The sequence below is a fragment of the Actinomadura sp. GTD37 genome, from assembly GCF_041951365.1.
Classification (GTDB): domain Bacteria; phylum Actinomycetota; class Actinomycetes; order Streptosporangiales; family Streptosporangiaceae; genus Spirillospora.
The window spans coordinates 1840630-1855034 of the sequence record NZ_JBGNUS010000001.1 but is presented as its reverse complement, the minus strand read 5'-3'; the positions used below and the strand labels follow the sequence as shown (position 1 = coordinate 1855034).

General features: G+C 75.5%; 12 protein-coding genes. 8 read left to right on the top strand and 4 right to left on the bottom strand.

Annotated elements, in window-relative coordinates; all coding sequences use genetic code 11:
* The 5 genes from ACA511_RS08855 to ACA511_RS08835 are packed head-to-tail and all read left to right on the top strand — an operon-like array spanning position 1 to position 10121.
* Positions 1-2940: an AMP-binding protein gene (locus ACA511_RS08855; protein WP_375023572.1), complete on the top strand. Its 2940-nt coding sequence runs from the start codon at positions 1-3 to the stop codon at positions 2938-2940.
* The gene (locus ACA511_RS08850) at positions 2937-5699 is read left to right on the top strand and encodes an amino acid adenylation domain-containing protein (RefSeq protein WP_375023571.1); all 2763 of its coding nucleotides are present in this window, start codon (positions 2937-2939) and stop codon (positions 5697-5699) included. Before ACA511_RS08855 ends, ACA511_RS08850 begins: the two co-directional genes overlap by 4 nt.
* 11 nt (positions 5700-5710) lie before the next feature.
* On the top strand, positions 5711-6724 hold the full coding sequence (gene gntD, locus ACA511_RS08845) for a guanitoxin biosynthesis L-enduracididine beta-hydroxylase GntD (protein WP_375023570.1): 1014 nt from the start codon (positions 5711-5713) through the stop codon (positions 6722-6724).
* Positions 6725-6738: 14 nt separating this feature from the next.
* Positions 6739-7998, top strand: a complete 1260-nt coding sequence (locus tag ACA511_RS08840; protein ID WP_375023569.1) for a nucleotide sugar dehydrogenase — start codon at positions 6739-6741, stop codon at positions 7996-7998.
* Positions 7995-10121: an iron-containing redox enzyme family protein gene (locus tag ACA511_RS08835; RefSeq protein ID WP_375023568.1), complete on the top strand. Its 2127-nt coding sequence runs from the start codon at positions 7995-7997 to the stop codon at positions 10119-10121. Before ACA511_RS08840 ends, ACA511_RS08835 begins: the two co-directional genes overlap by 4 nt.
* On the opposite strand, the gene ACA511_RS08830 is transcribed toward ACA511_RS08835, so the two are convergent.
* The 3 genes from ACA511_RS08830 to ACA511_RS08820 form a co-directional block, all read right to left on the bottom strand.
* Positions 10118-10837 (bottom strand): response regulator, encoded by a 720-nt coding sequence (locus ACA511_RS08830; protein WP_375023567.1) that lies wholly within the window; start codon positions 10835-10837, stop codon positions 10118-10120. The genes ACA511_RS08835 and ACA511_RS08830 overlap by 4 nt on opposite strands.
* Positions 10838-11180: 343 nt before the next feature.
* Positions 11181-11303, bottom strand: a complete 123-nt coding sequence (locus ACA511_RS08825) for a hypothetical protein (RefSeq protein WP_375023566.1) — start codon at positions 11301-11303, stop codon at positions 11181-11183.
* 200 nt (positions 11304-11503) lie between these two features.
* Entirely contained in the window at positions 11504-12424 is a 921-nt protein-coding gene (locus ACA511_RS08820; RefSeq protein ID WP_375023565.1) for an NADP-dependent oxidoreductase, read from the bottom strand.
* Between the two features lie 98 nt (positions 12425-12522).
* Here ACA511_RS08820 and ACA511_RS08815 point away from each other — a divergent pair, with 98 nt between their 5' ends.
* The 3 genes from ACA511_RS08815 to ACA511_RS08805 all read left to right on the top strand — a co-directional run bounded on the left by ACA511_RS08815 (position 12523) and on the right by ACA511_RS08805 (position 13764).
* Complete coding sequence (locus ACA511_RS08815; RefSeq protein ID WP_375023564.1) at positions 12523-12885, top strand: VOC family protein; 363 nt, start codon at positions 12523-12525, stop codon at positions 12883-12885.
* Positions 12882-13193 carry an ArsR/SmtB family transcription factor gene (locus ACA511_RS08810; RefSeq protein ID WP_375023563.1) on the top strand — a complete coding sequence of 104 codons (312 nt, stop codon included), beginning with the start codon at positions 12882-12884 and terminating at the stop codon, positions 13191-13193. The genes ACA511_RS08815 and ACA511_RS08810 overlap by 4 nt, the downstream gene beginning before the upstream one ends.
* Positions 13194-13329: 136 nt before the next feature.
* Positions 13330-13764, top strand: a complete 435-nt coding sequence (locus ACA511_RS08805) for an SRPBCC domain-containing protein (protein WP_375023562.1) — start codon at positions 13330-13332, stop codon at positions 13762-13764.
* Between the two features lie 118 nt (positions 13765-13882).
* On the opposite strand, the gene ACA511_RS08800 is transcribed toward ACA511_RS08805, so the two are convergent.
* Positions 13883-14341, bottom strand: coding sequence for a VOC family protein (locus tag ACA511_RS08800; RefSeq protein ID WP_375023561.1), 459 nt, complete (start codon positions 14339-14341; stop codon positions 13883-13885).
* Positions 14342-14405 lie beyond the last annotated feature (64 nt).

Genomic DNA, 14405 nt, shown 5'->3' with positions numbered 1-14405 from the left:
GTGGCCCGCACGCTGACGGAGCCGCTTGGGCGGCACGCGCGCGAGCACGGCGACCGGACGGCGGTCGTCGACGGCGGCCGCACGCTGACCTACGCCGAACTGGACGCCGCCGCGGACCGGGTGGCCGCCGGGCTCGCCGCGCGCGGCGTCGGCCGCGGCGACCGCGTCCCGCTGCGGCTGCCCCGGTCCGCGGACCTGGTCGTGGCGGCGCTGGGCGTCCTCAAGAGCGGCGCCGCGTACTCGCCGCTCGACCCGGCGTGGCCGGACGCGCGGATCGCCGCGATCGCCGAGCGGCTCGGCGCGCCGCTCGTGCTGACCGCCGCCGCCCTCCGCGACCTGGGCGAGACGGGCCGGGGCCTGGCGGCGCCCCGGACCGCGCCGGCTCCGGACGACCTCGCGGTGGTGCTGTGGACGTCGGGGTCGACCGGCGAGCCGAAGGGCGTGCTCTGCCCGCACCGCGCGCTCGGCCGGCTGGTCCCCCGCGCCGGGCACCTCGACTTCAGCACGCCCCCGGTGACGCCGCTGGCGGCGGCGGTGCCGTGGGACGCGATGTCGCTGGAGCTGTGGGGGACGCTCTGCGCGGGCGGCACCCTCGTCGTCGTCCGGGAGCTGTACCTGACGCCCGGCCGGCTCCGCGAGCTGGTGGCCGGGCACGGCGTCGACTCCCTGGTGCTCGCCACGTCCGTGTTCGACCTGCACGTCGAGGAGGACATCGGGGCGTTCGCCGGGCTGCGGCAGGTCGGGATCGGCGGCGAGGCGCTGTCCCCCGGCCACGTCGCCGCCTTCGTCGCCCGCCACCCCGGCATCGCGCTGGTCAACCTGTACGGGCCGGCGGAGAACGGCATCCTCACCACCACGCACCGCTTCACGGCGGCCGACGCGGCGGACGGGCGCGTCCCCATCGGCACGCCGGTTCCGGGGACGTCCGTCCATCTGGTGGACGGCGAGATCTGGGCGAGCGGCGACGGCCTCGCGCACGGCTACCTCGGCGACCCGGAGGGCACCCGGGAGCGGTTCGGCGAGCTGGCGGCCGACGGCCGCGCGGTGCGCGCCTACCGGACCGGGGACCGCGGCCACCGGTCCCCCGACGGCCTCTACCACTACACCGGACGCACCGACCGGCAGGTGCAGGTCCACGGCCACCGCGTGGAGCCCGCCGAGGTGGAGCACGCCGCCGAGCGGCTCGCCGGGGTGACCCGCGCCGCCGCCGTGCCGATCGGCGCGCCGGACGCCGGGACGACCGGGCTGGCGCTGTTCTACACCGGCGATCCGTCCCCCGGCGAGGTGCTCGCCGCGCTGCGGTCCCGCCTTCCCGGCTACCTCGCCCCGGCCGCCGCCGAACGCGTGCCGCGCTTCCCGCTCACCGGCAACGGCAAGCTCGACCACGCGGCGCTCGCCGAAGCCGCCTCCGCCTCGGCCGCCGCCGCCCGGCCGGTCCCCGTCGCCGCCGGACGCGGCCCCGGCGCCGCCTCTCCGGACGAGGAACGCGTCGCGGCCGTCTTCGCGGACGTGCTGGGCGTCCCGCACGTGCCGTCCGACGCGAGCTTCTTCGCCCTCGGCGGCGACTCGCTCGCGGCGGGGCGGCTCAGCGCGCGGCTGGCGTCCGTGCTGGGCGTCCCGGTGCCGCTGCCCACCGTGTTCGACACCCCCACGGTCACCGGACTCGCCGCTTGGGCCGCGAGCAGGGACAGAAGCAGCGACGCGGGCGGGGACGCGGAGGCCGGGCCGGGGCGGCGGACAGGGGCCGTCGCCCCCGGCTCCCCGGTCCCGCTCTCGCCCGCCCAGCTGCCCTTCTTCGTCGCCCACCAGATGGACCCGGACGGCCTGGCCGCCCTCTGCCCGATCGTCTGGGACTGCGCGGGCGACGTCGACGAACGGGCGATGCGCGCCGCGCTCGACGACGTGAACGCGCGCCACGACGCGCTGCACAGCCGGTACACGGTGCTGGACGCGCCGGTCGCCGTCCCCTCGTCCGAGCCGCCGCCCGTCGAGCTGACCGCGGTGGCGCGCCCGGCGGACGTCCTGCCCGCGCTCGTCCGGCCGCTCGACGTCGAGGGCGGGCGGCTCTGGCGCGCCGTCCTCGCGCCGGGGCGGTTCGGGATCGTCGTCCACCACATCGCGTTCGACGGGCGGGCGGCGGCGGTGCTGGCCTCGGACCTGTCCGCCGCCTACGCGGCACGGGCCGAGGGCCGGACCCCGGTGTTCGGGCGGCCCGCGCCGGGCCTCGCCGAGGTGGCGGCCCGGCGGCACGCGCCCGGCGACCTCGCCGTCCAGCGCGCGTACTGGAGGACCGCGCTGGACGGCGTGCCCGCCCTCGAACTGCCGCCCGGGACGGGCCCGGCGGGCGGGCTCTCCGCCGTCACCCGGCACGTGGACGAGGCGGCGCTCACCGCCGCCGCCCGGTCGCAAGGCGTCACCGCGACGATCGCGCTGCTCGCCGCGTACGCGCACGGCGTCGCCGCGCTCACCGGCCGCCGGGACGTCGTCGCCGGGCTGCCGGTCGCGCGGCGCGACGGCGGGCCGGCCGCGCACGCGGTCACCTGCCTGATCGAGATGACCTGCGTGCGGCTGCGCGAACCCGACCTCGGCGCGGCCCGCACCGCGCTCGTGGACGCGCTGCGCCGTCCGGGCGTCCCGGCGCACGAGATCGCCCGGCTGGCGCGGCGGCGGCCGCTGTACGAGACGGTGCTCTCCGTCCAGGACGATCCCGAACCGGTGCTCGACCTGCCCGGCGTCCGGACCCGGCGCGTGCAGGCCGACACCGCCGAACTCGACACCGCCCTCCTCGTCGAGCTGCTGCCCGGCGGGCGGCTGCGGGTGAGCCGGCGGCGGGACGCGGTGGCGGCCGGGTTCGCCGCGGCGCTCGCCGGCGCGATGGCCGGGTTCCTGTCCGGCCTCGCGGACGCGCCCGCGCGAGCGGACATGGAGGCGGCCCGATGAGCGCCCGGCAGAGACGGCTCTGGGAGCAGCGGGTGCTCGACCCGGACGGCCCCTGGCACGACGTGGCGTTCACCATCGGCGTGGACGGCCCCTACGGCGCGGACCGGCTGGCCGCGCTGCTGCGCGAGCTGGAGGCGGCGCCGGGCGAGGAGCCCGGCGGCGGATTCCGCGCCGTCCCGGCGGCCGGTCTGCGCGACGGCGTCATCACGGCGACCGTCCCCGCGCTGTGGGGGACGCCGGACGACTTCGTCCGGGCGGTCGCCTCCGGGGCGGCGCCCCGGCCCCGCGAGGCCGCGGACGCCGACCTCGACCACTGGGCCGGCATCCTGACCGGCGCGTCCGACCCGCGCTTCCCCGAGGACGGGACGGCGGGACGTTCCCCGGCCGGGGTCGTCCCGTTCGACGCCGGGGCCGCCGGACCCGATCTGCTCCTCGCCGCCCTCGCGGTCGTGGCCTGGCGCTGGACCCGGCGCACCGACCTGCCCGTCGGACTCCCCGGCGGCCTGGTCAGGCTCGAACTCGACGGCACGACCACGCTCGCCGCCCTGATCGAGAGCGTGCGCCGCGCCAGGGCGGAGGCCGAGCGCCACCACGGCACGGCCGAGCAGGCCATGGAGGAGCTGGGCATCCGGTTCCTGCCCGGCCTGCGGCTCATGGACGGAGCCCCGGCGACCACCGTGACCTCGGGCGGGCTGACGCTGACCCCGCACGTCCCGCCGCACGGGCCGGCCGGGGCCGTCCTCGCGGTCGGTCCCGCCCACGCCGCCTACGACGCCCGCCGCCTGTCGGCGGACACCGTCCGCCGCGTCCTGCGGCAGACGCGGATGGTCATCGGCCGGGGGGCGGCGGACGTCCCGCTGGCCGACCTGCCGCTGATGGACGACGCCGAGCGCGCGACGATCCTCGGCCCGTTCCGCCGGACCGCGCCGCCCGCGGGCTCCGGCCGCGCGCTGCACGAGATCATCGACGGCCCCGCGGACGCGACCGCCGTGGTGTGCGGCGGCGACCGGCTGACCTACCGCGAGCTGGACCGCCGCTCCGACCGGCTCGCCCGGCACCTGCTGGACTCCGGGGTCCGCCGGGAGGAGGCCGTCGGCGTCGGCATCGGCCGGTCGGCGGACCTCGTCACCGCGTTCCTCGGCGTCCTGAAGGCGGGCGCCGCCTACCTGCCGCTCGACCCCGGCCACCCGTCCGACCTGCTGGAGTTCATGCGGGCGGACGCGGGCGCGACCACGACCGTCACCGCCGAACTGCTCGCCGGACTGGACGCCGCCGGGGCCCCCGGCCTGGCCGGGCCCGTGCCGGTCGGCGAACGCGACCTCGCGTACGTCATCTACACGTCCGGCTCGACCGGGACGCCCAAGGGCGTGCAGGTGGAGCACCGGCAGATCGTGCACTCCACCGCGGCCCGGCACACGGTCTTCCCCGGCCCGTACGACTCCTACCTCGCGCTCGCCGGGCCCGCGTTCGACGCGCTGGGCGCCGGGATCTACCTGACGCTCAGCCGCGGCGGGACGCTGGTGCTGCCGGCCGACGACGAGGTGACCGACCCGTGGCTGCTGGCCAAGCTGATCGACCGGGAACGGGTGACGCACTTCGACGGGGTGCCCGCGCAGTACGCGGCGGCGCTGGACGCGGCCCCCGACGTGCTCGCCGGGATCCGCTGCGCCGTCGTCGCCGGTGAGGCGTGCCCGCCGGGCCTGCCCGCGCGGCACTTCGAGGTCACCGGGGACGCGGTGCTCGTCAACGAGTACGGGCCGACCGAGACCACCGTGTGGGCGCTGTGCCACCGCTTCGAGCGGCCGCCCGGCGCGGGCTCCGGGCCGGTCCCGATCGGACGCCCCGTCGCGGGCGCGCTCGCCTACGTCCTGGACGACGACCTGAACCCGCTGCCGATCGGGGTGCCCGGCGAGCTGTGCGTCGGCGGGGCGGGGGTCGCCGTGCGCGGCTACCTCGGCCGCCCGGACACGACCGCGCGGCGGTTCGTCCGCGACCCGTTCGGCCCCGGGCTCGTGTACCGCACCGGCGACCTCGTGCGGTGGCGGCCCGACGGCGCCGCCGAGTTCCTCGGCCGCATCGACCGGCAGGTGAAGATCCGCGGCCACCGGGTCGAGCCCGGCGAGGTCGAGGCCGCGCTGCGGCGGCACCCGCGGGTCCGCGAGGTCGCGGTCGTTCCCGCCCCGGCGGGCGGGCACACCCGGCTCGTCGCCTACATCGCCGTCGACGGCGCGTCTCCCGCGCCCACGGACGCGGAGCTGGCCGCGTTCGCCGGGGGCCTGCTGCCCGGCCACATGGTCCCCGGCCTGTGGGTGCGGCTCCCGGCCATGCCGCGCACGAGGAACGGCAAGCTCGACCGCGCGGCGCTGCCCCCGCCGCCGCCGCGCACGGGACGGGGCGGCGCGCCCGCCGAGCCCCGCACCCCCGCGCAGCGCGCCGTGTGCGACCTGCTCGCCTCCCTGCCGGACCCCGGACCGGCCGCAGACCCCGCCGCCGCCCCAGCGGCCGACCCGGCGGCCGACCCGGCGGCCACGCCCGCCGCACGACCGGCGGCCCGGCCCGCCGCCGACCTGACGGCCGAGGTCCCCGCGTGGGCGGGCCGGCTGTACGGGCCCGCCGTCGTCACGGCGCTGCTCCGGGACCGCTTCGGCGAGCCCGTCCCGCAGGTGACCGCCGGAACGTCCGCCCGCAGGATCGCGGCCGGCCTCCGCCGCGCCGGCGCGTCCCCCGCGGCGCCCGACCGGACTCAACCCGAAAGGTAGGGAACAGACCGATGGACACGCCCCTCTCGTACACGATGTCCCTCGCGGACGTCGGCGAGCTCGAAGCACTGGTCGACAAGCTCGACTCGATGGAGATCGACCCCGCCGACCCGCGGTTCTTCGACCAGGCATGGGAGCTGACCGCGATGGTCCCGACCGGTGTGCGCCGGTTCCTCGCGGAGTTCTGCCGGCACGAGCGCGCCGCCGCCTGCCTGGTGCACGGCTGGCCCGTCCGCGACGACGAGATCGGGCCGACCCCGGCCGGCTGGGCCGAGGCGGCGGCGCAGGGCCGCGGCCGCCGCGAGGAGTTCGTGCTGGGGCTGCTCGCGATGTGCCTGACCGGCGACACGTTCAGCTGGTCGACGCTCCAGGGCGGACGGCTCGTCCACAACGTGGTGCCGATCCAGGGCGACGAGACCGAGCAGAGCGGCCACGGGCAGGTGCTCCTGGAGTGGCACACCGAGGACGGCTTCCACCCGTACCGCTGCGACTACCTGCTGCTGTTCGGCATGCGGAACCGCGACCGGGTGCCGACGCTCGTCTCGTCGATCCGGTCCGTCCGGCTGGACGAGGCCGACATGGAGATCCTGCGGCGCCCCCTCTTCCACATCATGCCGGACAACGAGCACCTCCGGCAGATGGCCGCGATCCATCCCGACCACCCGAGCCTGGTGCGCGCCCGGAAGATGCGGGACGAGCCGGAGCCCGTCCCGGTGCTGTTCGGCGCGCCCGGCTCGCCGTACCTGCGGATCGACCCCTACTTCATGCGGTGCGCGGACGGCGGCCCGGCCGCGGAGGGGGCGCTGCGGCGGCTGGTCGGCGAGCTGAACCGGGTCCAGCAGAACATCGAGATCGAGCCGGGGACGCTGCTCGTCGTCGACAACTACCTGGCGGTGCACGGCCGGGCCGCGTTCGAGGCGCGCTTCGACGGCACCGACCGCTGGCTGAAGAAGACCCTGGTCACCCGCGACCTGCGGACGTCCCGCGACATGCGCGACTCCCCGTCCAGCCGGGTCATCGTGTGAAGGGGGCCGCTGCCGTGGACCTCGTGGTGGTGGGTCTCGGGTACGTCGGGCTGCCGCTCGCGCGGGAGGCGTGGCGGGCCGGGCTGACCGTGGGCGGCCTGGACCGCGACCCCGCCGTGGTGTCCGGCCTCACGGCGGGCCGGTCCCACGTCGACGACGTGCCGGACGCCGACGTCGCCGCGATGGCCGGCACGGGCTTCCGGGCGTCGGCGGACCCGGAGGTGCTGCGCACGGCGCAGACCATCGTGATCTGCGTGCCGACGCCGCTGGCCCCCGAAGGCGGCCCGGACCTCGCGGCCGTGTGCGGCGCGGCGCGGGACGTCGCCGGACGGCTGACGCCCGGCACCCTGGTCGTCCTGGAGTCCACCACGTACCCGGGGACGACCGAGGAGGTCGTGCGGCCGATCCTGGAGGAGTCCGGTCTCGCCGCCGGGCGGGACTTCCACCTGGCCTTCTCCCCCGAGCGCATCGACCCCGGCAACCCGCTGTACGGGGTCGCCAACACCCCCAAGATCGTCGGCGGCTGCACGCCGACCTGCGCCGCGGCGGCGGAGGCGTTCTACGGCAAGTTCGTCGAGCGGATCACCCTCGCCAAGGGCACCCGCGAGGCGGAGATGGCGAAGCTGCTGGAGAACACCTACCGGCACGTCAACATCGCGCTGGTCAACGAGATGAGCGTGCTCTGCCACGAACTCGGCGTCGACCTGTGGGACGCGATCTCCTGCGCGGCCACCAAGCCGTTCGGTTTCCAGTCGTTCTTCCCCGGGCCGGGCGTCGGCGGGCACTGCATCCCCATCGACCCGAACTACCTGGCGTACAAGGTGCGGACGATCGGCTACTCGTTCCGCTTCGTCGAGCTGGCCCAGGAGATCAACACCGGGATGCCGCGGTACGTGGTGCACCGGGCGCAGCAGCTGCTCAACAACCGGGGCATGCCGCTGCGCGGCGCGCGGGTCCTGCTGCTGGGCGTCACGTACAAGGCCGACATCGCCGACGAGCGCGAGTCCCCGGCGCGGCGGGTCGCCGAGCGGCTGGCCCGGCAGGGCGCGCGGCTGTCGTACCACGACCCGTACGTCGAGTCGTGGCAGGTCGGTGAATCCCGGCTGACCTGCGAGGACGACCTGCGCGGCGCGCTGGAGACGGCGGATCTGACGATCCTGCTCACCGACCACCGCGCCTACACCGACGAACTGCTGACCGGGAGCGCCCGGTTCCTCTTCGACACGCGCGGCCGCACCAGCGGGCGGCCCCGGACGAACGCCGAGCTGCTGTGAGGCCCCCGAGCATCGCGGACGGCGACCCGGCCGCCTTCCGCGACCTGTACCTGTGGGCGGACGACCCGGAGCAGGACTTCTGGCCGGGCCCGATCCTGGACGAGCTGACCGCGGAGATCCGTGCCGGCGACCCGGAACCGGGGGATCCGCGGCGGGCGGTCATCGCGTGGGCCGGCGCCGAGACCGCGCGCTTCCGGTCGGTGCTCGGTCCGCCTGCCGTCCGGCGGATCCTGCTGAACTGCGCGCCGCTGGCCCTGAAGGCCGGCGCGTGGCTGCAGTGGCTCGCGGGCTCCGGCAACACCGAGGACGAGCTGACCATGCACGTCCTCGGCCTGTACGCGGAGGACGTCGGGGCCGGTCGGCCGGGCGCCGACCGCGCGGCCCGGTACCGGCGGCTGCTGGAGGACGCCGGCCTGGGCGGACGCCTCGTCCCCGCCGAACGGCCGGCCGCGGACCGGCAGATCGCCGACCGGGCCTTCCGCCTGCCCGCGCTGCTGCTGGCGATGAGCCGGTACCCGGGCACGTTCACGCCCGAGCTCCTCGGCGCCGACCTGTGCCTGCGGTGGGCCGGGCTGCTCCCGCCGCTGCGCGCCGTCCGCGCCGTCCTCGGGGACGGCGCCGGGACGGCGGGGACATGGGCGGCCCTCGACCTCGGCGGCTCCCCCTCCGCCGGCGGGCCGGACCGGCCGGACGCCGCCGGCCGGTCGCTCGCGGCGGTCCGCTCGTACCTGCGCGACCACGGCGGCGACCGGCCGTGGCGCGGGCTGCGCTGGACGTTCCGGGAGCTGCGCGCGTGGACCGCCGAGCTGCACGCGCTCGCCGCCCGCGCGAACGACCCGGCGTACGAGATGGCGGAGCTGCTGCGGCTGCGGGCGCGCGAGGCGTCGGCGTACCACCACGACCTCCTGCTGGACGGCCGCCCGCTGTCGGCCTGGTTCGCCACCGACTGCGAGGGGCTCGTCGGCGCCCTGGCCGCCAGCCGGTTCGTCCGGCCGGGCCGCCCGGACGCGAGCCCGCTGGTGCGCGGCCTGCTCGCGGGCGACGGCCCGATGTTCCGCGTCTTCTCCCCCGACGACCTGGCCGTCCTCCGGCGCTGGATCACCTCCCTCGCCGCCCCGGCGACCGGCGAGCGCCCGGACCCGGAGCCCGCCGACGCCGCCCCACCCGTGCCCACCGGGCCGGGACCGGCCGAACTCACGAAGGCCACCGCCGCGATACACGTCCCGCCACCGCCCGGTTCCGAGAACGTGACGCCGAACGCGCCAGAGGGTGCGCCCGGGTCGTTGCGGGAGGCGTACCGGAGGCTGCTCCGCCGTGACGACTCGCCGGCCGTGAACCGGTACGCGCTCGACTACGTGGAGGGGTGGCTGCGGCGGTCGGGCGCCGGGATCGAGCGGGTGAAGAGCCCGCCCCGGGAGTGGCGGCCCGGCGCGCTGCGGTCCTGGCTGCGGGATCAGCACGACCGGCACGACGAGCAGTTCCGGGCCGGCGAGGAGCTGCCCGTCCCGCCGCGCGAGGAGGTCGTGGACGCCTTCGTCCAGCTCGCGCCGCTGAACCTCATCGACGGCGGATGGCTGAGCGGGTTCACCGACCACCGCCACGCGGTCTCCGACCTCGGCCGGTTCCTTTTCGCCACGTACTGGGACGAGCTGGGCAACGGCGAGCTGACGCTCAACCACCCGCTCATCTACCGCGCCCTGATGCGGGACATGGGCCTGGACCTTCCGCCGACCGCGTCCCGGGAGTTCGCCGAATGGCCCGGTTTCCGCGACGAGTCGTTCGAGCTGCCGGTGTACTGGCTGGCGCTCGGCAGGTTCCCGCGGACGTTCCTGCCGGAGACGCTCGGGCTGAACCTGGCGATGGAGATGTCGGGCGTCGGCGGCACGTACCGGCGCGACCGGGCCGCGCTGCGCGCCCACGGGTTCAGCAGCCGGTACGCCGACGTCCACAACACCATCGACAACGTGGCGACCGGCCACTCGGCGTGGGCGGCGGACGCGATCGACGCCTTCCTCTCCGGCCTCGCCGAACGGTCCGGGCGGGCGGCGGCGGGCGGCGCCTGGCACCGGATGCGGGTCGGGTTCCGCTCGCTGCGCCCGCCCGCGCGGCGCGCGGCGGCCTAGTCCGGATGGTGGACGTACTGGTGCTCGGGCCGCCCGGTGCTCCCGTACCGGAGCGTGACCTGCGCCTTCCCCGCCTGGGCGAGGGACGCCAGGTACCGCTGCGCGGTGGTGCGCGAGATGCCGATCTCCGCCCCGATCTCGGCGGCCGACCGCGGCCCGCCGGCGCGTTCGAGCGCCTCCAGCACCAGCCGGCTGGTGACCTGGACGCGGCCGCCGCCGTCCGGGTCGGTCTGCTGCTGCCCGCCGTGCAGCGTGCGCAGCGCGCCGTCGATGTCGGGCTGGCTCAGCTCCCGGCTCACGGCGAGCCGGCGGCGGAACCGCGCGTACGCGGTGAGGCGCTCGGCGAGGTCCGCGCCGGTGAACGGCTTGACCAGGTAGTGGTGGACGCCGCGGGACAGCGCGGTCCGCACCGACTCGGCGTCGGCGGCCGCGGTGGCGAGGATGACGTCCGCGTCGAGGCGGCCCAGCAGGCTGAGGCCCGACTCGTCGGGCAGGTAGATGTCGAGGAGGACCAGGTCCGGCCGGAGCTCCGCCGCCAGCGCGCGGGCCTCGGCCGCCGAACCCGCCTGCCCCGCCACCCGGAAACCGGGCACGCTCTTGACGTATCCGGCGTGCACTTCGGCCACCCGGAAGTCGTCGTCCACGACGAGCACCGAGAAACCCCGTCCGGCACCCCCGTTCATCCGCTCACCCCCGCCGGACCGGGCTTCGGTCATTGAATTATCATCAACTTGTCCGGAGCGCGGCCGAGGTCCTCCGCCGACCTCGAAGGACGCACGCCGAAGCACGCCGATGCCATCTCCGTCCCCTCGGTGGGTAGAGCAGCGCAGAAGCAGAAGGCGCGCACAAGGTACCAACTCGCTGATCAGCATGTCGGCCTATTCGCGAGATACGGCGGGCCGGAAACAGACAAAATGAGTGCCTGAAAAGACGATCACTGTGTGGCCGCATGCGGCCACACGTGCGCCGACGTCCGCGACCTCGGGATCAACGGGTGGCGGGGTGCTGCCGGTGGCCTGTTCCGGACACGGTCGAGCGGCGGGGCGGCGCGTGCCCGGTCTAGTCGCCCGCCGCTTGAGCGATGACGAAGCGGCTGTCGAGAAGCGCCGGTGCGCGGCGGCGGGGAATGCTCATATCCGGGGCCGGGATCGAATAGGTCATCCACTGGGTGAGGGCGGTCACCGACGTTTACAGGACGTCCTTGGTGATCCATTCTCCGGCGCATCGATGGCCTTCGCAATGGTCTCCGCTACCCTGCGGCATGAGGCTGTATACGTCCAGTTCACGCCCGATGAACCGTTCGAGGATGAACTCGCCCGGACGGCTCAAAAACCGCGGGTTGTGATCGGTTTCCGTGCAGGTCCAGAAGGACTCGCCGGGCCTCAAGGGGTGATGACGAGCTTGCCGCGCGTGTGCCCGCCACGGCTGGCGTCGAAGGCGGCGCCCGTCTCCTCCAGCGGGAACGTCTCGGCCACCTCGACCTTGAGCGCGCCGCGGTCGGCGAGGCGGGCGAGGTCGGCGAGCTTGCCGCCGTCCGGCCGGACCCAGATCCAGTGGCCGCCGTGCTCGTCCACGGTGTTGTCGGCGACGGACACGTGCCGCCCTCCGGCGGCCAGGACGGCGAGGGTGGTGTCCAGCCGGCCGCCCACGAAGTCGGCGACCGCGGTCACTCCGCCGGGCGCCATCTCGCGGACGCGCTCCACCAGCCCGTCCCCGTAGGCGACCGGTTCGGCGCCGAGTTCCCGCAGGTAGTCGTGGTTCTTCTCGGACGCGGTGCCGATGACGCGGACGCCGCGGTCGCGCCCTATCTGCACCGCGAAACTCCCGACCCCGCCGGACGCCGCGTGGACGAGCAGGACGTCGTCCTCGCCGACGTCCAGCCGGTCCAGGGCGCGCTGCGCGGTCATGCCCGCCAGCGGCAGCCCGCCCGCCTCGTTCCAGCCGAGCGACGGCGGCTTGCGCGCCACGTCGTCGGCGGAGACCGCGACGTACCGCGCGAACGTCCCGGCGCCCACGACGTCCTTGCGGGCGTAGGACATGACCTCGTCGCCGGGGGCGAACTCGGGCGTGTCGGGGCCGAGCGCGCGGACGACCCCGGCGACGTCCCAGCCGGGGACGACGGGGAACATCGCGTCCATCATCCCGTCGAGGCCGCCGGCCATGACCTTCCAGTCGACCGGGTTGACCCCGGCGGCGCGGACCTCGATCAGCACCTGGCCGGGGCCGACCTTCGGGTCCGGGACGTCCGCGACCTTCAGCCGCGAGTTGTCGGGGGCGTAGGAGTCATAGGTGACGGCTCGCATGACTCCACCCTGCCTCCGCGTCCACCCCCTAAACACGGGACGCGTAGGCAGATGCCTACGCTTGACACGTAGGAGATGCCCTACCTATTGTCGGACGCATGAACATCACACGTGTGCGGCTGCTGACCGTCCCCGTCCCCGTCTCCGACCTGGACGCGGCCAAGGACTTCTACTCGGGCGCGCTCGGCTTCGACGTCGTCATGGACCGCTCGACGGGCCCCGTCCGCTGGCTGCAACTCGCCCCCGAGGGCGCGGAGACGGGCGTCGTCCTCGCCGACCACGTCCCGGCGCCGCCGGGGAGCGTCCAGGGGCTGATGCTGGAGACGTCCGGCCTCGACGCCGACTGCGAGAGACTGCGCGGCGCCGGCGTCGAGGTCGACGGGCCGCACGACCTCCCGTGGGGCCGCCAGGCCACGCTCACCGACCCCGACGGCAACGGCATCGTGCTGGCCGAACGGTGAGCACCGACGTCTTCGCGGCGCTGGCCAGCCCCGTCCGCCGGGAGCTCACGGCCCTCCTGCTGGACGGCCCGCGGCCGGTCAACGACCTCGCCGCGCACTTCGCGATGAGCCGCCCGAGCGTGTCGGAGCACCTGAGGGTGCTGCGCGACGCGGGGCTCGTCACCGAGCAGCGGCACGGCCGGCGGCGCATCTACCGGCTGGAGCCCGCTCCCCTCCGTGAACTGTCGGAGTGGCTCACCCCGTACGAGCGGTTCTGGCGCGAGAAGCTCGCCGACCTGCGCCGGCTCCTCGACGAGGAGGACCTGTGACCCTTCCCGCCGAAACCGCCGCCCCGCTCAAGCGCGGCGGCCGTGTCAGAACCTCAGCACCGTCACCGACTCCCGCCGGACATGGCGCGGTGGCGGCGGCAACGCGTTTCGGAGAAGGCGCCAGAACGGAGGCGGCATGAGCGACGCACGCGCGTCGATCGAGGTGGACGAGTTCCTGCCGCATCCGCCGGCCAGTGTCTGGCGGGCGCTGACCGAGCCCGACCTGCTGGCCCGCTGGCTGATGCCGAACGACTTCAAGCCCGTCACCGGACACCGCTTCACGTTCGCCGCACGGCCGATCCCGAACGTCGCCTTCGACGGGACGATCGAGTGCCGGGTCCTCGACCTCGACGCGGAGCGCCTGCTGCGGATCAGCTGGAACGGCGGCGGTCTCGACACGACGGTGACCTGGCGGCTCGTCCCCGAAGGCCACGGCACGCGCCTGTTCATCGAGCACGCGGGCTTCGACCTGGACGACCCCGTCAACGCCTACGCCTTCCGCGGCATGGGGAGCGGCTGGCGCGGCGGCGTCCTCCGCTCCCTGCAAGCCCTCCTCACAGACCTCACCTGACCACCGGAAGGGGCACGATCTGACCCCAGGGCTCCAAGGCCCAGGTGAAGGAGGCGCTCAATCACCGGCGGTTACCAGGCACCGAGTCTGCCAGCGAGGCTCAACCCGGTGACCGCCATTAGGTGGAGCGGTCGGCGGGCGGGTCGGCGTAGACGCCTTCCAGCATTCCGGTGGCCTGGCCGACCTCGATGAGGTGGCCGTCCGGGTCGCGCATGTAGCAGCGGACCTCGGCCTTGCGGTCGATCGGCTCCGTCAGGAACTCGGCGCCCCGCGCGGTGGCCTCGGCATGGAACGCGGCGATGTCGGCCACGCGCACGTTCATGAAGGCCGAGACGGGGTCGCCGGGTTCCGGGGGCGTCAGCGTGATGTCGGGTTTGTCTGGGGTGGGGCCGCCGCCCGGGTTCATGATGATCCACGTGTTGGCGACCTTCACGATGGCCGGGTTCTCCTCCAGGACCACTTCGCCGCCGAAGACGTCCGCGTAGAACCGGCGGGAGCGCGCCACGTCCCGCACGGTGAGGAAATGCGTCAGCACCAGCCCCCGTTCGGGCGCCGGCAGTCGATCTCGATCCACCATCTCCGTGTCCCCCCAGCTCCGCGCCGAGCCGCTCGCGGCCCACCCCGAGGGCGCCCCGCAGCCC

Bases quoted from the DNA above. Each gene is read 5' to 3' on its own strand.
- ACA511_RS08820 (WP_375023565.1), bottom strand. From the start codon at position 12,424: ATGCGAGCCGTCACCTATGACTCCTACGCCCCCGACAACTCGCGGCTG.
- ACA511_RS08805 (WP_375023562.1), top strand. From the start codon at position 13,330: ATGAGCGACGCACGCGCGTCGATCGAGGTGGACGAGTTCCTGCCGCAT.
- ACA511_RS08830 (WP_375023567.1), bottom strand. From the start codon at position 10,837: ATGACCGAAGCCCGGTCCGGCGGGGGTGAGCGGATGAACGGGGGTGCC.
- ACA511_RS08815 (WP_375023564.1), top strand. From the start codon at position 12,523: ATGAACATCACACGTGTGCGGCTGCTGACCGTCCCCGTCCCCGTCTCC.
- ACA511_RS08850 (WP_375023571.1), top strand. From the start codon at position 2,937: ATGAGCGCCCGGCAGAGACGGCTCTGGGAGCAGCGGGTGCTCGACCCG.
- ACA511_RS08800 (WP_375023561.1), bottom strand. From the start codon at position 14,341: ATGGTGGATCGAGATCGACTGCCGGCGCCCGAACGGGGGCTGGTGCTG.
- gntD (WP_375023570.1), top strand. From the start codon at position 5,711: ATGGACACGCCCCTCTCGTACACGATGTCCCTCGCGGACGTCGGCGAG.